Origin of the sequence: Sphingobacterium sp. NGMCC 1.201703, from assembly GCF_047784615.1 — a bacterium.
GTDB lineage: Bacteria > Bacteroidota > Bacteroidia > Sphingobacteriales > Sphingobacteriaceae > Sphingobacterium.
This window is the reverse complement of sequence record NZ_JBLOHD010000001.1, coordinates 1,195,505-1,220,638: the sequence shown is the minus strand read 5'-3', so window position 1 is coordinate 1,220,638 and position 25,134 is coordinate 1,195,505. Positions and strand designations below refer to the sequence as shown.

The following is a 25,134-nucleotide window of genomic DNA, read 5'->3' as shown; positions in this document are numbered from 1 at the left end:
ACAATGTTATCCGATATTCACCGTTATAATATGTATTTTTGATTACAATATACGGAGTAAAATAAGAAATATGAAAATAGAAATCTGGTCGGACATCATTTGTCCATTTTGTTATATTGGCTTGACAAAGCTTGAATCAGCATTACAGGAATATGAGCGTGAAATACAGGCGGAAATTACATGGAAATCCTATCAGCTCAACCCTGATTTTCCCGAAGATGCGCCAGGGATGCCGACATACGACTATCTTGTCCGGACAAAAGGAATGAGCATGGACGATGTCGTAGCGATGACAGGACAACTCAGTGCACAGGCAAAAGAACTCGGCATTACCCTAAATTTTGATAAGGCAATTGTTGTAAATACCAAAAAGGCACATCGCCTTCTTCATTTTGCCCAGGCAAATGACAAAGGAACGGCACTCAAAAAATCGTTACTCAAAGCCCATTTTACCGACGGCTTGAATGTCAACGATAACGCCACCCTTATTGAGTTAGCTACACTGGAAGGTTTGGATGAACAAAAGGTTCAGGAACTTTTGGATACCGATCAATATGCTTATGAAGTCAGTCAGGACATACAGGAAGGTGTCAACCTTGGCCTTCGCGGTGTGCCCTTCTTTGTATTTGACCGGAAATATGCAATTCCCGGTGCGCAACCCATGGAGGTTTTTCACAATACGATCAAAGAGTGTTTGGCGAGCCAAGCTACCCCTTTACAGCAAAGAGGTGAAGAAGGGGCTTCCTGCGATCCTGAAACAGGAAAATGTGAGTAAAGAAAGAAAAAAGTTTTAGTTTAATTTACTATTTTCGCAAGCTTATAACGACAAACAAATTTGGTATAAATGCAGTTAACCAAACTAGAAATAAAAGGATTTAAGAGTTTCGGAGATAAGATCACGATCAACTTCAATGACGGTGTCACCGCAATCGTTGGACCAAACGGATGCGGAAAATCCAATGTAGTGGATGCAATACGCTGGGTGCTTGGTGAACAAAGTACAAAGATGTTACGCTCTGACAAAATGGAGAATATCATTTTCAACGGAACCAAAAATAGAAAACCAGCGAATCTTGCCGAAGTATCCTTAACCTTCAACAACAACAATAATATCCTCCCAACGGAATTTTCTACCGTTACGGTAACACGTAAATTATTCCGAAACGGAGATAGCGAATATCGTCTGAACGATGTAAAGTGCCGTTTAAAAGATATCACAGATTTATTTTTGGATACTGGAGTAGGTGCGGATAGCTATTCCATCATTGAGTTGAAGATGATTGATGAGATCATCAATAATAAAGACAATTCGCGTCGGAATCTTTTTGAAGAAGCCTCTGGAATCTCAAAATATAAAGTACGTAAAAAACAGACGCTGGCCAAACTACGCGATACCGAAGCTGATCTCAGCCGCGTAGACGACCTTCTCTATGAGATCACAAAAAATCTCAAATCCTTAGAAAATCAGGCTAAAAAAGCGGAGAAATACACCCTGCTCAAACAGGAATACCGTCAAAGTAGCATTGATCTCGCATATTACAGAATCGCTGATTTTTCGACAGAACTTGACCGACTTCAAACACAGGAGTCCAAAGTCCAGAAAGATGCCTCAAATTCCCAGCAATTAATCCTGAAAGCAGAAACAGAATTGCAGTCATTGCGTCAGATAAACCTGGAACAGGAGAAAAATCTTTCCGTGCAGCAAAAGGCAACCCAGGAATTTGTCAACAAAATCCGTGGGTATGAATCGGAAAAGAAGATCAAAAATGAAAAGGTAAAAAATCTTCAGGATAAAGAAAACAGATTAAATCTGGATATCAATACGGACAAACAACAACTTAATCATGTCCTCTATACCATAAAAAGGTTGAACGAGGAGTTGTTTGATGAACAAAATAAACTGGATTCATTCAAAGACAATCTGGAATCCAATAAATCTGAGGTGGATGCCTTACGCGGTCAGCAACAATCTGCAAAAGGTAAACTGGATATCTTTAACAAAAGTAATGCTGAACTTCAGGCTAAGATTTATAAACTCGAAAAGGATCTTGCTGTTTTTAATATCCAAAAGGAGGCCCTTCTTCAGGAGGCTGTACGCAATAGTGTGGATACCGAAGCAAAAGAGACCGAATTGGTTCAATTTGATAGCGCTGTAGCGGAATTGGAAGGTCGTGTGGAGGCTCAGCAGTTGCAATATGATTCAGCCCATCAGCTTGAAGAAGAACTGCAGGCGCAAATTCTCGCATGTCAAACCAATCTGGAGGAATTTAAAGCACAGCTTGCGAAAGACCTCAGGTTAGTTGATGCTAAACAGAATGAATATAACCTAACAAAATCCCTTATTGACAACTTAGAAGGTTTCCCGGATTCTATTCGGTTTTTAAAGAAAAATGCAGGCTGGAAAAAACAACCGCCTCTTTTCTCCGATGTGCTATTCTGTCAGGAAGACTATCGCGTTGCAATTGAAAATTACCTGGAACCGATCATGAACCATTATGTTGTCGAAACACAACAGGATGCCGTTCAGGCCATTCAATTGCTAAGTGATGCCGCAAAAGGTCGTGCCAATTTCTTTGTTCTTGAAGCTATTGATACTGCTGTTACACAACCCCTTCCTCCCCGGGATAATCTCATGTGCGCATTGGATGTGATCACAGTAGACGATAAATATAAAGCACTTTGTACCCTACTCCTTCAACATGTCTATATTTTAAAGCAGGAAAGCGAAAAGGAAATGGAGCAAAAGCTTCCCGAAACCGGACAGGTTATCTTGCAAAAGAACGGTCGCTACGCCAAACATCATCTGGGGTTATCGGGCGGGTCCGTTGGATTATTCGAAGGAAAACGTATCGGTAGAGCAAAAAATCTGGAAGTTCTTTCGCAGGAGATTAAGACGCTCAATCAGGAGATTGCAAAACTTGAAGACAAAATAACTGCTGAAACAGCCCGTTTAGAGGCTCTGCGTGGCAATTCGCAAAAGGAACTTATTGATGAACTACGCTTTCAACTGAACAGACTCAACAACGAGCTGATTACGGTGAAAACCAAACAAGAGCAATACCAGGCTTTCATCAGTAATTCTCAGCTACGTAAAAAAGACATTCAGGAAAAAATTGCGACGATCGAGGCAGATCTTATTCTTGCCGAACCTCAGCTACATGAATTACGTATTCAAAAAGATCAGAGTGTAGCCGAACTATCGGAATTACAGGATCAATTTCATGAAATTTCAGAAATCTTGAATGAAAAATCCATTGCCTATAACCAGGAAAATATCAGTTATCATCAGCAATTAAATAAAGTCTCCAATATTAGCAAAGATCTTGAATTCAGAGAGACTCAAAAAGATGATTATGAAATTCGTATCGAACGAAACAGCCTTGAACTTGTAGAGGTACAGGAAGCACTACGGACGACCATTCCTTTTGAGGACGAAGAAGACGCGGATCTTATTGCGATGTATGAGCAAAAAATTGCATTGGAAGATGGCTTAAAGGAATTGGAAGAAAAATATTACGCAGACAAACAACAAATCAATAATCTTGAGGATTCTCTTACACAGCAACGCCGCTCAAAAGAACAGAGTGATTTTCTTGTCACTGAAATTAAAGACAAAAAAACAGCCTTACAAATTGATCTAAATGCGTTGAAAGAACGACTTTCTGTTGAGTTTAATATCGAATTGAAGGATCTTATTGAACGTGAGGATGTACCAGAAATTGCAGAGGACCAATCTACTTTGACCGCAAAATGTAGCAAACTCAAAAAGCAGCTTGATGAATTTGGAACAATCAATTTAATGGCTAAAGAAGCCTTTGATGAGATGAATGAACGTTATGATTTTATCAATAAGGAAAAAGCGGACCTGATCGAAGCAAAAGGTTCTTTAATGGCCACCATCAAAGAGATCGACGATACCGCTAAAGTGCAATTTATGTTTACCTTCAATGCAGTAAGGGATAATTTCATCAAGGTGTTCCGCTCTTTGTTTAATGAAGAGGATAGCTGTGACCTTGTCCTAACTGATCCGGGCAATCCGCTGGATTCGGATATTGATATCATTGCTCAGCCAAAGGGAAAACGTCCGTTGTCAATCAACCAGCTTTCAGGTGGGGAGAAAACCTTGACTTCTACGGCATTGTTATTTTCGCTGTATCTGTCAAAACCAGCACCTTTCTGTATTTTCGATGAAGTGGATGCACCTTTAGATGATACCAATATTGACAAATTCAATAACATCATCCGTGATTTCTCCAAAAACTCTCAGTTTATCGTTGTATCACACAACAAAAAAACCATTGCCAGTACAGATATTATCTATGGTGTGACTATGGTCGAACAAGGGGTCTCGCGTGTTGTTGCAGTAGATTTAAGGGAAGTAGCCTAAAATTAAATATTACACATAAAAAAAGTCCTGCGGTCAAAATCGCAGGACTTTTTTTATGTGCAGGGAATACTACTCCCTAAACAATGCTTTTATTGTACATAAATAAGCATTAGGATAAATAAATTTAATTTCTTAATTTCTAACCATTATCAAGAATTAAACAATGAAATTATTAGCAACACTATTGGTCTGTGCGGTCCTACAGTCATGCCATGTAAACAATCTTCGCAAAAAAGATCAACACGCATTATATATAAATACAATTGTTCCCGCCCGTACATTCTTAGAGATTTCAACGGAGGATAGCGGGACGTTTTCTGTAGACGCCATAAATAAATCCAGTGACAATATTGTATTGACGACCGAAACCAGTGAAGTTATGATGAAAAAAAACAACACCTATTCCCTGACTATCGGTGAGAAGAAAAACTTACGCATCAAGAATATATCCGGGCAGGAAATCGGTATAAAGCTAAAAGTGTATAATCACTCCTCCAAAGTGATTCAGCAGTTAAATAAGCTATAACACACCGCGACTCGGAAGCCAGAAGCTCGGATATTTTCCATGTCCGAGCTTCTGGCATTTATCAATCAAATAAAAAGCCCAGAGTGGGGAACTCTGAGCTTTCGTTAGCCATATATTAACCTATTTTATGAAAAGTATTTGATTTTAAAACGTCGCTTGTTTGAATTAATTATATGATTACTACCTCTTTAACATTTTTTAACATTTAATAACCTATGCTATATTCCCCTCCTTCTTCCATGAACTCTTATATCATTAGTGATCTAACATCTACTTTGGCTGTATTGATACAGTGATGACTAAAAACAAAAAAGCCCGAAGTTGAGAACTCCGGGCTAACCTAACCAATTATTAACCTAAATTTATGAAAAGTCCAATCTTAATCAAAGCATCCTTTTACATTGATTTTCTTTATAACGTATCCCTCTCGATCAATATTACATGTACCCCTCCGATTTATTTCAATTTTGACATTTTTTAACAATTCAATAAGTAACTTTAGGTGAATAAATCCTATAAAATCAACGATTATGGCAGAATATGATTTAAAAGAACTTCAGAAAATCCGTCAAAACAAAGATGTTCTTGACTATTTAGAGCAACACGGAATTTTGGAGATCAAAAAATTTAACGATATCTATGACTATGAAACAGAGCTTTATGATCTCCAGGTTACCTTACTCAAATTACAATACGATATTATCGAAAAAGGAAAGCGTGTAGTCATTCTCTTCGAAGGAAGGGATGCTGCCGGCAAAGGAGGAACGATTGGTCGGGTAACCGAATATCTAAATCCCAAAAAGGTACGTGTTGTCGCTTTGCCCAAACCTACAGTGGAAGAGAATGGGCAATGGTATTTTCAACGGTATATCAAGCATCTGCCCAATGCGGGCGAAATGGTTATTTTCGATCGTAGTTACTATAATCGCGCGGTCGTAGAACCTGTATTTGATTTTTGCACAAAGGAACAGCATGAATTATTCATGCAGCAGGTACCGGAATTTGAAAAGCAATTGATTGATGACGGGATTATCCTCATCAAAATTTTTCTGAGTATCAGTAAAGAAGAGCAGGCTGAACGATTGAAGGAGCGACAGGAAGACATTCTAAAACGCTGGAAAATTGGCGTGCTGGATCAACAGGCGCAGGAAAAATGGGATGTTTATACCGGATATATCGAGAATCTTTTTAAAAAGACCGGTACTAAAAAATCACCATGGTATGAAATCGATAAAGACAATAAAAAGAAAGCGCGCTTAGCCGCTTTTCGGATAATTATCAATGCAATTGCTGGAAACGAAATGGAGAAATTGGATTCTTTTGTGAACAAACACGATTAATCTCTCAATCATAAAAATGCCCCCGAAAAGAAGAGGTCTTTTGGGGGCATCATATACTATCCCTTGTCAGACTTTTAAACAAGTATGGAAGTTTCTAACCTTGGGCCAGCCATCTGTACCGATGCCGGCATAGAATGATCGAACTTTTCAAAATTCTCGATAAACAATTTTGCCAAGCGTTTAGCTTGTATATCGTATGCTTCTTCATTGTTCCATAATCCTCGTGCGTTTAGAATCTGCTCCGGAACATATTCACCACAGCTTGTTGGATAATCTAATCCAAAAATCTCATGTTTACTAAAGTGAGCCTCCAATAGAGAGCCATCCATCGCAGCACGGATTAGCGCTCTTGTATAATTCAGCTTTATACGTCGACCGATTCCATAGGGACCAGCTATCCAACCTGTATTTACCAACCATACTTTGATATTGGGATTTTGCTCCAGCTTGGCTCTGAGTAGGGCAGCATACTTCGCTGGATGCAAAGGCAAGAATGCTTGACCAAAACATGTCGAGAAGGCTGCCGTAGGCTCCTTTACCCCGACTTCGGTACCAGCTACTTTTGCTGTATAACCACTCACAAAATGATAAACAGCCTGATCTATGGTCAACAAGGAGATCGGCGGCAATACACCAAAAGCATCCGCAGTCAGAAAGAAAATATTTTCAGGTACATTGCCTATTCCTGTCATCTCCGCGTTTTCCATAAAATCTATTGGGTAGGAAACCCTCGTATTCTCTGTTTTACTGATATCGTCGTAATCTGGCCGATCAAACTCGTCCAGAACAACATTTTCGAGCAATGAGCCGAAACGAATGGCATGGTAGATCTCGGGTTCTTTTTCCTCCGTAAGTCCCACACATTTTGCATAGCAACCACCTTCAAAGTTAAAAATCCCCTTTTCGCTCCATCCATGTTCATCATCACCGATCAGCTTTCGATTTTTATCTGCCGATAGTGTTGTTTTGCCCGTTCCTGAAAGCCCAAAAAATAAGGCCGTTTTGCCGTCTTTGGAGGTATTGGCCGAACAGTGCATAGATAATACATCGTGTTCGAATGGTAAAATAAAATTCAAGATTGAAAAAATACTTTTCTTGATTTCACCTGTATATCCCGTCCCCGCAATCAGTACCATTTTTTTTGTAAAATCAATGGCTACAAAATTTTCGTTACGAATACCGTAATGTTGTGGATCCTGGATCAACAATGTCGGTGCGGCTAGTATGGACCATTGCGGTTGAGCATCACCATCAGCTACCGATCTCAAAAATAGGTTATTGGCAAAAATACTCTGATAAGCGGTTTCTGTGATCACACGAATAGACAATTGATACGCCGGGTCTGCCCCTGCCGCACAGTCCCGAACATAAATTGTTCTGTTACTCAGGTGCGCAGCAACCTTTGAAAATAATGCATCAAAATTGGCCGGAGTCATCGGTTGATTGATTTCACCCCACCATACAGCATCTTTGGTTAGGGAATCCTCAACCAAAAAGCGGTCTTTGGGGGATCTTCCAGTAAATTTTCCTGTATCAGCGGCTAATGCTCCGGTATCAGACAGTCTTCCTTCCTGATTCGCTAATGCATGTTCAACCAACTCTGAAACAGGTAATTGATAAAATACATTTCCTGTATGATCAATTTTCAAATATTTCAAATCAGGCGCGTTTCCAATGTTACCCTTTTTCATATTTTTTGTTTGTTTTAAAATGTGCCCAAAGTTAAAGGCAAATTTCGCTAAAAACAAAACTTAATTATCTAAAAATCAGGCTTATTGTATAAAAAACACAGAATCAAAAATCTAATTATCAGCCACTTATAGAGATAAAATAAATTGAAATTTTTAGCATATTTTTTTAGCACCATATCCGCTTGTACAGTCGATATATTTTATATTTTTCGTAAATTGTTCCAAGCTTTACAAATATTAATAAGATGAAATTACATGCGATAGAAACAGGTTTTTTTAAATTGGATGGTGGCGCTATGTTTGGCGTGGTTCCCAAGAGTATCTGGAACAAAACAAATCCTGCTGATTCCAACAATATGTGCACATGGGGTAATCGCTTGCTTCTTATTGAAGAAGGGAAGAGATTAATGTTGGTGGATACAGGACTTGGCGATAAGCAAAATGAAAAATTTTTCAGTCATTATTATTTACACGGTGATGCTACACTCGATAAATCGCTTAAAAATGCTGGTTTTGACCGAAACGATATTACAGATGTCATCCTAACACATTTACACTTTGACCACTGTGGAGGAGCTATTGTCCGTGAAGGAGAAAAATTATCTCCTGCTTTTAAAAATGCAGATTTTTGGAGTAATAGTGAGCATTGGACCTGGGCGACAGCTCCAAATCCGAGAGAGAAAGCATCATTTCTAAAAGAGAATATTCTGCCCATTCAAGAAAGTGGTCGATTGAAATTCGTTGAGGATAGCGCGGATCCCTTTGGCAAGGAAATTAAAATCCGTTATGCGAATGGTCATACCGAAGCAATGATGCTGCCACAGATACAATACAAAGGAAAAACGATACTCTATATGGCGGATCTACTGCCCTCTGTTGGTCATATTCCCATTCCTTATGTGATGAGCTATGATGTGAGACCCTTAGTCACGATGGAAGAACGTGTTAATTATTGGAATGAAATCGTCGAAAATGAATACATCCTCTTTTTTGAGCATGACCCGATTAACGAATGCTGTACTTTACAACATACAGAAAAAGGAATTCGGGTAAAAGATATATTTAAATTAACCGATATTTAGGCAACATCGATGGAGTAAACTCCCCTGCGCCTACAGCTGGCAACAACATAAGAGAGGGGCTATCACAAATAGCCCCTCCCTTATGTTGTTATAGATTGGAATCCTTAAAATCTAAAACCAAGGGCCCAATAGTTTTCAAAAAACCAGATTTGTTGTGTGGCTTTGTCAACCCCTCTTCTACCCGTTGTACGGATATTATATAAATCTGTCCAGCCTGTTTTGAAGTTTCCTTGCAGGTAAAGTCCTTTATAAAAACGATAGTGTAAACCGACTTTTGCAGAAGCGCCATATCCGGCAATATTCCAGAAGTGATTCCCCCCTTCACCAAAAAGATGTACATCAGAACGTGGTACTAAAAGCCCGACGTCTATGCCTGATTCCATGGTTAGTACCTGTTGACCTTTGCGATTGTTGATGATATCGTCGTATCGTTCCAAACCTACCGAAGCAAAATTGTAGCCATCCGTGTGCTCAAAAGTTAACATCGCAGAATCCACGGTAATCATTTCACCATTGTATTGTCCCGCGCGATTTCCAGTTGGTATACCTGGATTCGAAATCTCGTCACCGATATAACCTGTGATTTTCACCTGTTGTGGAATATCCATCACATATTTCATGTGATCCCAGCCCAAAGAGATGGAATAATTATCTTTGATATAATATCCGAAATGTAGATTAAACTGAGGAATAGTCAAACGGCCTGGATCGAAATAGGTCGAACCAAATTTTGTCGGACGATCAGCCGCTTTTACATCATGGAGGATAAAATCATAGTTTGGACCTGTAAAATGTATATCAGATTTCGCGTAAGATGAAAAGTTATACCCCCAAAAGAAGAAAAATTTCCCTTTGTTACTTTCTGTCCTTAAATTCTTGGGTTTAAAAATGCTTTTTCCTATTTCTGGATTTTCCTGTGCAAATAAACTCGAAACACCTAATGCAAGTGCTCCAATCGTCAAAAATATTTTTCTCATATCGGCGCTAAAAACGTTGGGCAAAAGTACCTTCATTCTATTTTAGAACCAAATAAATTGCATGGAAATTAGTAAAATATGACGAAGATCACAGAAAAGTTTTTAAGTTGGGACTATGCAAAAAACGCTGCTTTCGGATGAAAGCAGCGTTATAAGCTAAATTTTATAGAATCAATTTATTTTCCCTGATTCTTACGGATGATATTCAAAGCACCACCTGCTTTGAACCATTCAATCTGTTGCGCATTGTAAGTATGATTTGCCAAGATCTCTTCCTGTGTTCCATCCGCATGATGCAAGACAAGAGTCAAAGGCTTACCAGGAGCAAACTCTGTCAGGCCAAGGATATCAATGGTATCGTTTTCCTGAATTTTGTTATAGTCGTCCTTGTTCGCAAAGGTTAAGCCCAACATCCCTTGTTTTTTCAGGTTTGTTTCGTGGATACGGGCAAAAGATTTAACCAATACCGCACGAACTCCCAAATGACGAGGTTCCATTGCCGCATGCTCACGGGAAGATCCTTCACCATAGTTCTCATCCCCGACAACAATTGAGCCGATACCATGTGCTTTGTAATCCCGTTGCGTTGCCGGAACAGGACCGTATTCACCTGTCAATTGATTCTTCACGTTATCGGTTTTCTCATTAAAGAAATTAACCGCACCGATCAGCATATTATTGGAGATATTATCCAGGTGGCCACGGTATTTCAACCAAGGGCCAGCCATAGAAATATGGTCTGTCGTACATTTACCTTTTGCCTTGATCAATAGTTTCAAACCTTTTAGGTCTGTACCCTCCCAAGGAGCGAAAGGTTCCAGTAATTGAAGACGATCTGATGTTGGAGCTACATCAACAACTACAGCACTACCGTCTACCGCGGGAGCTTGATATCCCGGGTCGTCCACCGCAAATCCTTTTGTTGGTAATTCATCCCCTACCGGTGGATCCAGCTTCACTTGCTCTCCTTTATTGTTCGTTAGCGTATCCGTAACCGGATTAAAACCCAAATCACCAGAAATTGCAATTGCCGCAACCAGTTCCGGCGAAGCAACAAATGCATAAGTATTTGGATTACCATCCGCACGTTTTGCAAAGTTACGGTTGAACGAGTGGACAATCGTGTTTTTCTCTTGTTTATCTGCGCCAACGCGATCCCACATACCAATACATGGGCCACAAGCATTGGTGAAGATCGTTGCATTAAGATCTTCGAATGTTTTTAACAAACCATCACGATCTGCTGTAAAACGAACCTGCTCAGAACCAGGATTAATACCAAATTCAGCTTTGGTGATCAGCCCTTTATCAACAGCTTGTTTTGCAATGGATGCCGCACGCGACAAATCTTCATACGAAGAGTTTGTACAAGATCCGATCAGTCCCCACTCTACTTTCAAAGGCCAACCATTCTTGGTTGCCTCTTCGCGCATACGTGAAACCGGCGTATATAGATCTGGCGTAAATGGCCCGTTCAGCGAAGGCTCCAATTCCGAAAGATTAATTTCGATCAATTGATCGAAATATTGCTCCGGATTAGCATAGACTTCAGCATCAGCTGTCAAGTGCTGTTTAATGGCATTTGCGGCATCCGCAACCTCAGCACGACCTGTCGCACGAAGGTAACGCTCCATCGACGCGTCATAACCAAATGTTGAGGTAGTCGCGCCTATTTCAGCCCCCATATTACAGATTGTTCCTTTTCCTGTACAAGATAGAGACTCCGCACCTTCGCCAAAATATTCAACGATTGCGCCGGTTCCACCCTTTACCGTCAAGATTCCTGCAACTTTTAAGATAACATCTTTTGCTGCGGCCCAACCGCTCAATTTACCAGTCAATTTAACACCGATTAATTTCGGGAATTTTAATTCCCAAGGTAAACCAGCCATCACATCACAGGCATCCGCACCACCTACACCGATAGCAACCATACCCAAACCACCAGCATTCACCGTATGTGAATCGGTACCGATCATCATACCGCCGGGGAAAGCATAGTTCTCCAATACAACCTGGTGGATAATACCTGCACCTGGTTTCCAGAAACCGATACCATATTTATTTGAAACAGAGCTCAAGAAGTTAAATACTTCCGAACTTTCGTTTTTAGCGCGGGCTAAATCTTTATCTGCTCCTTCTTTCGCCTGGATCAGGTGATCACAGTGAACAGTAGAAGGAACCGCTACCTTTGGACGTCCTGCCTGCATAAATTGCAATAAAGCCATTTGCGCAGTTGCATCTTGCATCGCTACACGGTCAGGAGCAAAGTCAACGTAAGAAACGCCACGTTTGTACTCTTCTGTCGCATTGCCATCCCAAAGGTGGGCATATAAAATTTTCTCAGATAAAGTCAAAGGTTTATTCACCACCTGACGGGCCGCTGCAATGCGTTCGTCATAACGGCTATACACCTTTTTAATCATATCTACATCAAAAGCCATATCTCTCTTATTTATGTTATTTAATTAAGTTACTGAAACCCTGGTAGCTTTTATTTTGTCGGAATAGGCGCAAATTTAGTTAAGTTAATGCCCTCGACAGCAGCTTTATATTCTTCTATATTAGGGATACGACCTAAAATAGCGGAAAGTACGACAACAGGTGTAGATGCCAATAAAGATTCACCCTTTTTACCATCTCTATCCTCTACGACACGGCCCTGGAACAAACGTGTAGAAGTAGCCATTACTGTATCACCCTTCGCAGCTTTCTCTTGGTTACCCATACACAGGTTACAACCAGGACGTTCTAGGTACATGATATTTTCATATTCTGTACGTGCAGTGCTTTTTGGCAATGCATCACTGAATTCAAATCCCGAATATTTTTGCAAGAATTCCCAGTCGCCCTCAGCTTTCAACTCATCAATAATATTATACGTTGGAGCTGCAACAACCAATGGCGCCTCAAAAGTAACAACACCTTTTTGCTGCTCGATATTCCGCAACATTTTTGAAACGATTTTTAAATCGTCCTTATGCACCATACATGAACCCACGAAACCTAAATCTACCTTTTTGTTTCCACCGTAATAAGAAAGATCACGGATGGTGTCGTGTGTATAACGTTTAGAAACGTCGGCGTTATTTACATCTGGATCCGCAATCATTGGTTCTTCGATCAGATCCAAGTCAACGACAACCTCAGCATAGTATTTCGCATTGTTATCTGGCGTCAATGCAGGTTTAGTGCCAGATCTGATTTCTTCAATACGCTTGTTCGCTTTATCGATCAAACCTTGTAAAACCTTGTTTTTATTTTCCATCCCCTTATCAATCATGATTTGGATACGGTTTTTAGCGATTTCTAACGATTCGATTAAGGTCTCGTCTTGAGAAATACAGATTGACGCTTTTGCTTTCATCTCTGCAGTCCAGTCCGTAAAAGTAAAAGCCTGATCGGCAAGCAATGTACCAATATGAACCTCAATGATTCTACCTTGGAAAACGTTTTCTCCAGCGAATTGCTGCAACATCTGCGCTTGGGTAGCATGTACAACATCACGGAAATCCATGTGTTCCTTCATGCTGCCTTTAAAAGTAACTTTTACAGATTCAGGAATTGGCATCGAAGCCTCACCTGTAGCCAATGCCAATGCAACAGTACCCGAGTCAGCGCCAAAAGCCACACCTTTAGACATACGTGTATGCGAGTCACCACCAATAATGATTGCCCATTCGTCAATCGTAATATCGTTTAATACTTTATGGATAACATCGGTCATGGAGTGATAAACGCCTTTTGGATCGCGAGCAGTAATCAAACCAAAATCGTTCATAAATTTCATCAATTTCGGAATGTTCGCTTGTGCTTTCTTATCCCAAACAGATGCTGTATGACAACCTGATTGGTAGGCACCATCAACTGTCGGTGAGATTACTGTCGCAGCCATAGCTTCCAACTCCTGTGCAGTCATTAAACCTGTCGTATCTTGAGAACCGACAATATTTACTTTGACACGAACGTCAGAACCGGCATGCAATACTTTGCCAGGTGTTACACCTACTGCATTTTTGTTGAAGATTTTTTCTACAGCAGTTAAACCCTGACCTTCAATCGTGATTTCTTTCGAAGGCGCAAATACAGTCGGTGCCTGGATACCTAATGTTTGTGCTGCGAAAGTTTGGATTTTTTTACCAAATACGATAGCATAAGAACCACCTGCTTTGATAAATTCCATTTTCTGTGGAGTCAAAGCCTTTGAAATATCAATTAGCTCCTGCGCTCCATTATATAATTTCTTTGTTTTTGTATTGATGGTCAAAACAGTACCTGTAGCGACAGAATAAACTTCCTCCAAAACAGGCTCGTCTTTTTCATTGCGAACAACGTTTCCATTTTCATCTACCTTCTTCACCCAGTTTTTAAGATCGATACCGATACCACCGGTAACATCTACTGTCGTCAAGAAAATTGGTGAGATACCGTTCGTACCACCTACAATCGGAGCAATGTTTACAAAAGGAACATAAGGACTTGCCTGTTTACCTGTCCATAAAGCCACATTGTTCACCCCTGACATCCGTGAAGACCCCACTCCCATTGTACCTCGCTCAGCGATCAACATCACGCTTTTACCAGGGTGTTGTGCCTGTAATTCTTTGATTTGTTGCTGTGCTTCTGGCGTGATCATACATTTACCATGCAATTCACGGTCAGAACGTGAATGCGCCTGATTACCCGGAGATAATAAATCCGTAGAGATGTCACCTACACCGGCGATAAAAGTAACCACCTGAATTTCTTCCGCTACTTCAGGAAGTTTCGTAAAGAATTCAGCTTTCGCATAGCTTTCCAAAATATCTTTTGCAACAGCGTTTCCTTGCTCAAAGGCTTCCTTCAAACGAGCTGTATCTGCATCATATAAGAAAACCTGAGTTTTAAGTACCTCTGCAGCTTGATTGGCGATTGCAAGGTCAGTACCTAGCGCTAAGTCCAATAGCACCTTGATCGAAGGTCCACCCTTCATATGAGACAATAGCTCAAAAGCAAAAGCAGGAGTAATCTCAGCAACAACTGATTCACCCAAAATAATTTCCTTTAAGAACTGCGCCTTAACACCAGCCGCGGGTGTTGTTCCGGGCAAAGTATTATAAATAAACAATCTTAAAGATTCCGCTCTATTTTCATTGTTTAAATCTTTAATCTGAGCGATTACTTCACTTAGTAATTCTGCTCCGTCAATAGGCTTAGGATGTAATCCCTGGCCTTCTCGCTCTACAACCTCTTGTACGTAATCGTTGTAAATACTCATAGATATCAATCTTTCTATTTTAAGGATAGTTCAGAAGATATATTTTTTACCTTCTTCCACTACCGTGTCTGTAATATAATTAAGCTAATAAAATAACTCCTATAGACCCGCTACAATACATTATAAATTAGCCCGTTCAGTTCGTGTATTCAAGTCGATTTTTTTACCGTAAATCAACTATTATGACTAAATACAAAAATAGTGAAAATCCAACTTTAAACGCATGCATTCCATTTATTTAAATCAATTTGGAATTGTTCTAAACAGCACTTAAGCCATCCGCTCGTTTTTTCCTGAATTTGTTTTTCTTCCCGTTATCTGCCATAAAAAAAGAGGTGATTTATTTTACTAAATCACCTCTGCATATCTCTATATTTTTGCTATAGCAATATCTATATCTTTTAATGTTTTTACAGTCTCCAACGGATCTGCAGCATTGAACACAAAAGAACCTGCAACCAGCACATCAGCACCTGCTTTCAAGAGGTGTGCAGCATTTGCTGTGGTAACTCCACCGTCGATTTCGATCAACAAGCCATCATTGACACCCTGAGCCATTGCACGGAGTTCCTGTACTTTTGCATAGGTATTCGGGATAAACTTTTGCCCACCGAATCCTGGATTGACAGACATCAGACACACAAGGTCCAGATCAGCCAAAACATCTTTCAAAAGAGCAACTGGTGTATGTGGGTTCAACGCCACCCCCGCTTTACAGCCCAATTCTTTTATCGCCGCCAATGTACGGTGCAAGTGTGTGCAAGCCTCATAGTGTACGGTAATTATTTCCGCTCCCGAATCTTTACACACCTGCAAATAGCGGTCAGGATCAACAATCATCAAGTGTACATCCAATGGTTTTGTAGCATGTTTCGCAATAGCCTGCATAACCGGAAACCCAAATGAAATATTCGGCACAAAAACGCCGTCCATAATATCGATATGAAACCAATCAGCCTCACTATTGTTTACCATGATGATATCATCGTATAATTTCGCGAAGTCTGCAGCAAGAACGGATGGTGCAATGAGATGTGATTTTGTTGACATGTTGTGTTTTTTTTGCAAAGATAACAAGTATTTTCCGTTCAGCACAACATTCTCCGCATTTAACATGATTCAAATAGCAGCTAGCAGAACCCACAAAAAATAAATTATAACTACATTTGTATATTAACTTTATATAATAAAACATCGTTCGCAGTGGGAAGATTAAAAATAAAATATAAAAGAGAATTAAACACGACGGAAAATCTCATCCGAAAAATTGGACTTATATTGATCACTATCGTGCTGATCTGTATCTTTCTTCCCAAACAACCGCGATTCCGCTATGAATTTCAAAAGGGTAAGGTCTGGAACCATGAAAATCTTATTTCGCCCTACAATTTTGCGATCCTGAAGACGCAGGAAGAGCTCAATGCAGATAAAAAGGGAATTTTGAATACCATCCAGCCTATTTATAACGCCAATACGACAACAAGTAAGGAGCAGATTGATCAGTTCAACACCGACTTGTCCGAAAAATGGCAAAGCAGCAAGCTGGATACAACACATGAAAATATAAACGATTATCGTAGTGCCGGAAATGCCATATTAAACCACCTCTATGGAAAAGGGATCCTCTCATTGAATAATCGGTTTCAAAACCGCAACAACGAGAAATCACCAGCTTCAAAGCATTACAATTTTACGTTAATCCAAGATAAAGTCGCCACACAGAAAAACACGGCTGACTGTTATACGATCGAAAGCTCTTACGAATACATGGATAATTTAATGCCCAAATTGACCAAAATCAAACAGAAGAGCTGGCTACAGGAAACATTAAAAAACTATATCACCATTAATTACATTTATAATGACCAGCAGACCGAAGCGCTGGAACAAAATGCCATCGCCAATATATCTGCTACCCGAGGTGTTGTCCAAAAAGGTGAACTGATTGCTGAAAAAGAAAAGATTATATCCAATGAGACCTATCAAAAACTTGAGTCGCTACGCAAAGTATATGAGGACGAGGGTAAAATCAGCGGAAATCAAAACTATGTCACGCTTGGACAGTTTCTGATTATTTCACTCGCCCTTTCCATCCTTATGGTATTTCTCTTTCTGTTTCGTAAGGATATCTATTTTAACAATCGACTATTAATGATCATCATGATTGTGATCATAGGGATGCTTGCTGTACTATCCTGGGCCATCAAGATCAAAATTCCAAATCTATACTATATTCCTTTTTGTGCGGTTCCTATTATCATTCGCATCTTATTTGATACGCGGGTCGCCCTAAATATCCACCTGTTAATGGTTCTCCTAGCGGGACTATTTGTACCAAACAGTTTTGAGTTTGTCTTTTTGCAATTTATGGCAGGCATTGTTGCGATCTATAGCATCAAAACACTGGTAAAACGTGAACAACTGTTTGTCTCTTCGGCGATTATTCTGGCAACATATTGGATTGCCTACATCGGCTTGGTCATCACAAGAAATGGCTCCATTGACACCATTTATTGGTCAGACCTACTACCCTTTCTAGTTAGTGTGCTGATTACTTTGCTGGCCTATCCGATGATCTACGCTTTCGAAAAACTTTTTGGAATAGTATCTGATCTAACCCTGATGGAACTCACCAATAGTAACTCCAAATTACTGCGGGAACTTTCTTTTAAAGCACCCGGCACATTTCAGCACTCCTTACAGGTCGCCAATCTGGCTGAGGCAGCAATTTATAAAATTGGCGGTAATCCCCTATTGGTCCGTGCAGGAGCATTATACCACGATATCGGTAAATTGACAAATCCACAATTTTTTATTGAAAACCAAAAAACCGAAAAAAACCCGCATGATGAACTTTCTCCGGAGCAAAGTGCGCAGATTATTATCTCACACGTTATTAAAGGTGTAGATGTCGCTAAGAAACATCAGCTTCCGGAGGTTATCCTTGACTTTATCCGAACACACCATGGTACCACAAGGGTGGACTACTTTTACAATTTATTTGTTAAAAACAACCCGGACAAACTCGTGGATGAATCTTTATTCACTTACCCCGGACCGATTCCTTTCTCTAAGGAAACAGCTGTCCTAATGATGGCCGATTCTGTAGAAGCGGCGTCCAGAGCTTTAAAAGAACCCTCAGAAGAATCCATCAATAACCTGGTAGATAAAATAATTGAACACAAATTGATGCGCGGACAGTTCAATAATAGTAATATCACATTAAAAGATATCACCGAATCCGCCGTTATTTTCAAGGCTATGCTCAAAAGTATCTACCATGTTCGGGTGGATTATGATTTGAGTAAAAAAACAATGTAATTTTAATTGCCAAACAACAAATTGAAATTCAAATGCTTATTGTAACGTTACGTTTTTTTTGCATTTTTTTTGATATTTAGGCTTTGCAGATTCAAATAATTGCCTTATGTTTGCAATGTCAAAACACGGAAGGGTGCCTGAGTGGCCGAAAGGAACAGTTTGCTAAACTGTCGTACTGGAAACGGTACCGCGGGTTCGAATCCCGCCTCTTCCGCCAAGACTGCAAAAAAGCTCAACGCAAGTTGAGCTTTTTTTGTTTATGGGGCAAAAGCAGCACCAAGTTTGCGAACCGCCAGCTTGACCACTATTTTTTATACTCACTCAGCCCGAGACGCTGCGAACTGGTATTTCCTGGTTGAGCGATATAATCTGGCAATTTAGGCTTTTTGGGATCGTTATCCGGCTTACAATCATCCCCCCTCAATTTACAGATGGAGTAAAAGAAAAAATCCCCAACCATCTTGAAATGATTCTTCAACCATTCACTTTGACCTTTCTTGTCAATTGGATTCAACGCCACTTCTAATCCTTTGTTAATCCGTTCATTTATGGCTGCTTCATTAATATATTTGTCTAAATCCGAGGGTGGATTTTTATCCAAATTAAAGTCTTCGTTGATTTTTTTTAGATCATCGTATCGGCTTTTCCATTTTTCGACATCCTTATAGGCATTCTGCAGTTCATCCAAGGAAAGATTACTTTTATCTTTTATCATCTGATCCAAGTTAAATTCCTTCGCTCCTTTCAATATATCATGGACAAAGTCCATTCCCAGATCGACATACTTTCCATCCCAGGGATAAGTCGTCGCTTCCTTTCCAGGCCCCGCCACGGTATAACTTTCAATCTGCTGCACCTTTCCGGTATAATCACCTAATTGAATGGGTTTACCAGTATCCTTATAATTGACTTTGACTTGATAGCCATCGTTGGCATAGCTTGAAATTCTATTTTGGGCATCATAGGAAACTTCGGCATGCACTGGTCTGTATAAACTTACCGCCGATGTTGAATAGCTTTGTGGATCAACTCTTATAAAATATCCTGAATTTAGATATGACCACTTCCCCTCATCTATGGAAATACTCCCAACACCTAGCGGTGATGCGCCAGTTTTTACAGCGATATCTTCCAATTTATCGAAACTCATCTGGGTAGACTGCATTTCCTGCCGCAATGATGCATACGTATTCATCAAGCTCTTGACTTCGGGAGGGAGATTGCTTTCCACCATATCCTTCACATTGATTTCCAACAAGGCTATATCCTTTATGGAAAGTAGAGGCTTTACCCTGAGCTGAAAGTCTGTTGGATAAGAAGAGAATTTGGTCCCTGCCTCTATTCCCCAGATTAAAGTCTGAACGTCTGACTGTGTTATTTCAGAATGCTCAACGGATTTTTCTAAAATGGAAACAATCAGTTTTTTTTGAGCACCTTCAAAATTGGCCAATTGATAACCGGCACCCTTCGATGGGCCATAAGTACCTGCATGAAGACAATAGGACCGCAATGTTGTTCTATAATAACCCGGTGTTAATGAAAATGTAGTGATGGTATCAGCTGTGCGTGCTTCCAACACATCGTTCATCCAGTAGAAGCCATTCAAGGTGTCTTTTAGCGCGGTTGAAACTGCTTTACCGGGCTCCCATGAAAGGGATTTTGATAGGCTTTTTGCTCCTTGTTTGACTTTATTGAATAGACCGCCCAGATCTTGAGCAAAACTAAAGCTAGCCGAAAACAAGCTAACAGCTATAATTATACTGAATCTTCTTATCATAATTAGTATCTGATTTCAGTAGCGAATATAAGTATTTTAGCATAGATTATTTTACGTCAAGCCAACGATTAATCTTAAGCCAGCAACGATTCGTGAAGAATTTATATTCAGTAAAACCGAGTTTTAAAAACTTATGTACGGGCAATATCACTGTATTTCTCTACATTGTTGGGGATAACATCACGATTGATAACATAACCTAGAATAACCCAAAAATATATAAAACAAGCATCTCCAAAAAATTGGGTGATATTCAGTATACAAGATAGTAAACTCCACTTCCAATTGGAACGGAGTTTACTAATTATAAGTGCTATAAATGTAAAGTAATAATATCAGTAATATATTCAACTTGACATCGATCTTATTGAAATCATCTTGGCTAGTTTTTGTTTTATCTTTTTCTTACAAAATGATTTTGAACGATTGAATTTAGAAAGATCTTTGTATCTACAGCTTCAAACTTTAGCATTTCGGAAAGATCTCCGAACAGGGGAACTCCTCTCCCCAGTAGATAAGGAATCACGGTAATGATGATCTCATCAATCCGGTCTTCCTTTAAAAAGCCCTGAATGGTTTTTCCCCCATCAATATACAATTTATGGTATCCTTTTCCATTAATTTCAGCCAGCACATCGTTTAGGCTGCCCTTGACAAGAGAAGCTTTATCCCTGAATTTTGCAGGGATCTCCGTCATACTGTCGCTTAATACAAATACATGCTTATCATAATACCATTCATCAAAACCACAAACAACTTCAAAAGTATTGCGGCCCATGACCAGCGCATCAATCTGCGCTATAAATTCCTTATAGCCCATATCATCCTTTCCTGGGTTCGGTATGGAAAGCAACCAATCGATTTCTCCGTTCCTATCGGCAATATATCCATCCAGACTTGCGGCAATGAAAACTTTGTTTTTCTGAATCATTTTAATGTATTTAAAGTTGTGCTACAAAACTAAACCCTTCGACACATTTAAAATTGTACAGAATTTACCTTATTCCAAATTTTGAAAATTCTTTTGGCGTATATCCACTGAATTTTTTAAACACGCGAATAAAATGAGACTGGTCATAGAATCCGGCGTTCAGCCCAATATCGGTCAATCTTTCCGAAGAATTACCCTGAAGCAGCATTACTGCTTTATTCACTTTGTAGAGATTCAGATATTCATTGGGAGTCAAAACATAATATTTCTTGAACTTTTGAATGAAACTTTTCTGTGAAATCGGCAGTAGTCTACTGAAATCATTTAGCATCCCCCTTCCTGCCATTTCAGCAGACAGATAAGCTTCGAACCTCATCAGGTGAGGGTCGATAAATACAGTTTCAAATATTTTTAACAAGCAGTTTTCGGCTCGAACAAAATCAGGATTTTCGGTAACAAAAAGAGAGTCAAATAAAACCGCAGCTACTTCTTCTAAAGATGAGCTTCCTAACTTTTGAAGCAGTATTCCGTAGCAAAACGGCTTTAAAATTAGCCCTATGCATGCGTAAGTTCCATTTACATTGGTCACAAAAGGTCTATTTTTTAAACCAGATAGCAGCTGAAGTCCCGTACGACCTTCTATCCTCTCGGTATTGATACCTTTTATATCATACTCATCGCCATAACTGAAAATAAGTTCGGTAAAGAGAGCCGCATGATGAACAAAATCCATGGTAAGATCAGGCGACTTTCCTACCCAGATATAATCCACAAATTTGCTGAGCGGATATTTTGGTCGGTAAGCTATTTCTTCTATCATTTCTATTTTTTTGCTAGCCACCTGCAGTGGTTCTTATCGGAGCAGATAAATATACAGTATATTTTCTCTCCATCGATCGCGGAGTAGCCTTTGCAGTTTGTAATCATGTTCAGATTCCGCATTAAAAATCACGGCACATTAATGTCTTTCCTTAAAATTTCCTTGGCTCGCGATTCGTGTTCAATGAGCCGCGTGATGTCTTCTTTAGCTAACGATGAGATGGCCGGGACAAACATCACCTTAGGATAATTAAGATATCGACTATAGAGAATCTGAGCTCTTTCCATATGAAAATCTGATGTAATTACGATTAACAAATCGGGCTTCTTTTGCCATACAAGCTCCTTTACCAGTTGAAAATCTGTTATGGTATTAGTCGAAAGTATCCCCTCTTCGAGCGCCTGCTCGGGTACTCCCCGCTCCATCAAGAATTGATACGCGTAAAAGTAATGTGGCTTTTCTGTTATATTGAAATGCGCTCCGAAGCCACCAGTACATAGTATTTTAAAACCAGGATTGGCTAAATGTAAATTGAAGGCGCAATTCAACCTGTCTTGAGCCATCGTGGTTAAATTGCCCTGCGCATCGTTTGGCGCACCGAGAACCAAAATAATATTATTCATACCATAATCTACAAAATTCGGCTCTATCTACCAAAAAATAGGTAAAGCTTTGTTGTGTGCTAGTTTGGCATAAAAAATAGTTCTACCAATAGTTGAAGCATATTAATTTAATTACGTATATATCCGCATTTTGCATTTGCTGAAAGCGTAAATTAATTCTCAATTTTTAGGTGGAAAAAAGAACGACTTGGGATTCATCTTAAAATAAATCCATACCGCTTTCGCCATTTTCGTAAGCTCTTTTGAAGACAGGTTTCTCGAACGGAATGCCAGAACCAACGACAGCCCAAAGCTCACCAAAAAATTAAAAAGTCCGATAATCCCTATCCCCAAAATTCCCCATACCCAGATATCCGTGGATAACTCCATCTGATGTCCAAAAAGACCGAGAGCCAAATTACCACTTGCAAAAGTGATATGCCGAATATCCAAATTTAAGCCGAGAAACATGCCTATGGAAGCTGTTGACCCCATAAAAACACCAAACCAAAGATTTGATACGATGCCGGCCCATTTCTTTTCATAAAAGGCAGCGATTTTATCAGTCTTTGTTTTTCCGAACAGTTTCTTCAACAAGGGGTGCTCCTGAATCCTGTAGTAAACCGAATTATGTTTATCGCGATTTGAAATACTGCCGGCAATAATCCCCGACAGAAATAAAAATACTCCGGCAATGGAAGCGTGCAAGATGACCGGAGTCTTGGTGGGATTTAAATCATCGACCAAATGCAACCATTTGGCACTTGCAATATTCACACCTGTGAGTTGCTGTATCCCCCAGACCAACAATAGGCTGACAGGAAAAGCCATAATCACATTCCCCACAAAAGCGATAAACTGCGAGCGAAATAAACGTGCAAAAAATTGCGCAAACACCCAATATCGGTGCCTGTCAGCACCTTGATCTGCCGTCCCTTGCTCGATAGCGCTCACCAGCGATGAGGCGGTCATCGCCGGCTGCTTGGTCGCTAAGGTAGCTCCAAAAAGATAAATAACCGTAAAGCCAATCGCGTAATTCAGGCTATATAAAAATGCATGTCCGAATTCACTCGTCCCTACTTTTCCCAATAATAATTTCACAATACACATCGCTCCAACAATTACTCCCCCTCCACAGGCCGAGCGAAACATCTTCCAATATTCCTGATTGGTTGACGTAATATAATGCTCCCCTGTCTGTGCAGTATGATGCGTAATTTCGTAAGCCAGTAATTGGGTACTCTGCCCTATTAATTTACGGATATTGCTTTTTCTCGAATTATAACCGATAAGCGTTTTCGCCAGATGAATCGTCTGCTCTACTTTTTGGGATTCCATATCAATCACCAAAAAAGAGAGCATCTCTTTGATACGCTCCAGCTGCTGACGGATGCGCAATAAGGACTGATTCACCTTAATGGAAATACCAAAACGGTGCGAATTGCCAAATGCGGTTTCGATATAAGCCTCACATTGTCGATGAAGCACGAGCAACTGTTTATACGAAAGATCTTCTGAACTGATGTATTTCGTTTCCGATTGCAAAATACGGTCATTTAACTCCGTAAACTCCCGCATAATTGCGATAAAGGGACTATCGAAATTCTGGAACTCCGGCACCATTTTATTGACATCAGTTTCCATTGCCCGGCCGGTAATACGTTGCACTAACAGCTCGATCCCATACAGGATCTCAATCATTTCAAAACCCGTTTCATCATCATAGATGGAATTAAACGCACATAGTTGAAATAGTTCATATAATTGCTCCATTGAAATAGTGGCTATCCAATCCGCATCTTTGGGGGAATAAAATACCTGGTTCAGCAAATATTGTAAAGTTGATTTTGCCGGTTGATAAGGCAAATAGCGTTCTGTTATCCGCTTCCTGAGCTCATAGATAAAATCTGCATAACTGATAATGCCCGTGTCAGACACCAGTTGGTCAAAATCTCTTTGTCTGAGAATCCGTTTAAGGTAGCGAATAAATTGATTTCTGCAATCCGCTGACTCCTGTAAAAAATCAAGAAAAAACTGGATATCTACCTGATAGAACAACTGCACTCTTTTTGGTCGAATTATCGCAACAATTAAAACCAAAAGTTCAATTTCTACATATTCGGGACTATCCAATTGATTCCTGTAGCGATCAAATAGCGCACTTACTTGCTGTTTTTGATCTATTTTTTCTTTCATAAATTCCTATTATTCGCCTACAATCGCCTTTATTAGCCCTATAAGTTTTCACGTCTTAAGATACCACATTTAAGACAAAATTGTTTTGAAATCATAAAATCTATTCCCGCTGACCTACTATCCTATTAGGTTTACTAGGGATTAAATCCCTGGCAAGAAAATACCTGAAACCAGTGATAATCCTACACAAAAATTCTTCTATTTTTGCAACAGTGAACAGGATAAAG

At 39.7% G+C, this 25,134-nt stretch carries 16 protein-coding genes and 1 tRNA gene; 7 read left to right on the top strand and 10 right to left on the bottom strand.

All coding sequences use genetic code 11. The annotated features are described in order from the left end of the window. The first annotated feature begins 70 nt into the window (after positions 1-70). The 4 genes from ACK8HY_RS05050 to ppk2 all read left to right on the top strand — a co-directional run bounded on the left by ACK8HY_RS05050 (position 71) and on the right by ppk2 (position 6,253). On the top strand, positions 71-775 hold the full coding sequence (locus ACK8HY_RS05050; RefSeq protein ID WP_175991978.1) for a DsbA family oxidoreductase: 705 nt from the start codon (positions 71-73) through the stop codon (positions 773-775). Positions 776-844: 69 nt separating this feature from the next. Then, positions 845-4,387 (top strand): chromosome segregation protein SMC, encoded by a 3,543-nt coding sequence (gene smc / locus ACK8HY_RS05045; protein WP_077434356.1) that lies wholly within the window; start codon positions 845-847, stop codon positions 4,385-4,387. Positions 4,388-4,550: 163 nt separating this feature from the next. Continuing rightward, positions 4,551-4,913: a hypothetical protein gene (locus ACK8HY_RS05040; protein ID WP_077434358.1), complete on the top strand. Its 363-nt coding sequence runs from the start codon at positions 4,551-4,553 to the stop codon at positions 4,911-4,913. Positions 4,914-5,443: 530 nt separating this feature from the next. After that, positions 5,444-6,253 (top strand): polyphosphate kinase 2, encoded by an 810-nt coding sequence (ppk2, locus tag ACK8HY_RS05035; protein WP_077434360.1) that lies wholly within the window; start codon positions 5,444-5,446, stop codon positions 6,251-6,253. 74 nt (positions 6,254-6,327) lie between these two features. Here the strand turns inward: ppk2 and pckA are convergent, their stop codons facing one another. Then, a complete protein-coding gene (gene pckA, locus ACK8HY_RS05030; protein ID WP_077435863.1) occupies positions 6,328-7,944 on the bottom strand; it encodes a phosphoenolpyruvate carboxykinase (ATP) in 1,617 nt (538 codons plus the stop codon). Between the two features lie 245 nt (positions 7,945-8,189). Here pckA and ACK8HY_RS05025 point away from each other — a divergent pair, with 245 nt between their 5' ends. Continuing rightward, a complete protein-coding gene (locus ACK8HY_RS05025) occupies positions 8,190-9,026 on the top strand; it encodes an MBL fold metallo-hydrolase (RefSeq protein ID WP_077434362.1) in 837 nt (278 codons plus the stop codon). A 104-nt stretch (positions 9,027-9,130) separates the two neighbouring features. On the opposite strand, the gene ACK8HY_RS05020 is transcribed toward ACK8HY_RS05025, so the two are convergent. The 4 genes from ACK8HY_RS05020 to rpe all read right to left on the bottom strand — a co-directional run bounded on the left by ACK8HY_RS05020 (position 9,131) and on the right by rpe (position 16,310). Continuing rightward, the gene (locus tag ACK8HY_RS05020; RefSeq protein ID WP_077435865.1) at positions 9,131-10,003 is read right to left on the bottom strand and encodes a hypothetical protein; all 873 of its coding nucleotides are present in this window, start codon (positions 10,001-10,003) and stop codon (positions 9,131-9,133) included. 176 nt (positions 10,004-10,179) lie between these two features. After that, the gene (locus tag ACK8HY_RS05015; protein ID WP_077434364.1) at positions 10,180-12,447 is read right to left on the bottom strand and encodes an aconitate hydratase; all 2,268 of its coding nucleotides are present in this window, start codon (positions 12,445-12,447) and stop codon (positions 10,180-10,182) included. Positions 12,448-12,497: 50 nt separating this feature from the next. Continuing rightward, the gene (locus tag ACK8HY_RS05010; protein ID WP_077434366.1) at positions 12,498-15,260 is read right to left on the bottom strand and encodes a bifunctional aconitate hydratase 2/2-methylisocitrate dehydratase; all 2,763 of its coding nucleotides are present in this window, start codon (positions 15,258-15,260) and stop codon (positions 12,498-12,500) included. 369 nt (positions 15,261-15,629) lie between these two features. Then, positions 15,630-16,310 (bottom strand): ribulose-phosphate 3-epimerase, encoded by a 681-nt coding sequence (rpe, locus tag ACK8HY_RS05005; RefSeq protein WP_077435867.1) that lies wholly within the window; start codon positions 16,308-16,310, stop codon positions 15,630-15,632. Positions 16,311-16,463: 153 nt separating this feature from the next. On the opposite strand from rpe, the gene ACK8HY_RS05000 reads away from it, so the two are divergent. Both ACK8HY_RS05000 and ACK8HY_RS04995 read left to right on the top strand, forming a co-directional pair. Next, on the top strand, positions 16,464-18,581 hold the full coding sequence (locus tag ACK8HY_RS05000) for an HD family phosphohydrolase (protein WP_077434368.1): 2,118 nt from the start codon (positions 16,464-16,466) through the stop codon (positions 18,579-18,581). 127 nt (positions 18,582-18,708) lie between these two features. Beyond that, a tRNA-Ser gene (locus ACK8HY_RS04995) sits at positions 18,709-18,798 on the top strand. 87 nt (positions 18,799-18,885) lie between these two features. Here ACK8HY_RS04995 and ACK8HY_RS04990 read toward each other — a convergent pair. The 5 genes from ACK8HY_RS04990 to ACK8HY_RS04970 all read right to left on the bottom strand — a co-directional run bounded on the left by ACK8HY_RS04990 (position 18,886) and on the right by ACK8HY_RS04970 (position 24,907). Further along, positions 18,886-20,358, bottom strand: coding sequence for a hypothetical protein (locus ACK8HY_RS04990; protein WP_416132938.1), 1,473 nt, complete (start codon positions 20,356-20,358; stop codon positions 18,886-18,888). 394 nt (positions 20,359-20,752) lie between these two features. Next, on the bottom strand, positions 20,753-21,289 hold the full coding sequence (locus ACK8HY_RS04985) for a dihydrofolate reductase family protein (RefSeq protein WP_416132937.1): 537 nt from the start codon (positions 21,287-21,289) through the stop codon (positions 20,753-20,755). 64 nt (positions 21,290-21,353) lie between these two features. Then, positions 21,354-22,109: a helix-turn-helix domain-containing protein gene (locus tag ACK8HY_RS04980; protein ID WP_416132936.1), complete on the bottom strand. Its 756-nt coding sequence runs from the start codon at positions 22,107-22,109 to the stop codon at positions 21,354-21,356. 128 nt (positions 22,110-22,237) lie between these two features. After that, positions 22,238-22,732 carry a YdcF family protein gene (locus ACK8HY_RS04975; RefSeq protein ID WP_416132935.1) on the bottom strand — a complete coding sequence of 165 codons (495 nt, stop codon included), beginning with the start codon at positions 22,730-22,732 and terminating at the stop codon, positions 22,238-22,240. A gap of 159 nt (positions 22,733-22,891) precedes the next feature. Beyond that, on the bottom strand, positions 22,892-24,907 hold the full coding sequence (locus ACK8HY_RS04970) for a hypothetical protein (RefSeq protein WP_416132934.1): 2,016 nt from the start codon (positions 24,905-24,907) through the stop codon (positions 22,892-22,894). Positions 24,908-25,134 lie beyond the last annotated feature (227 nt).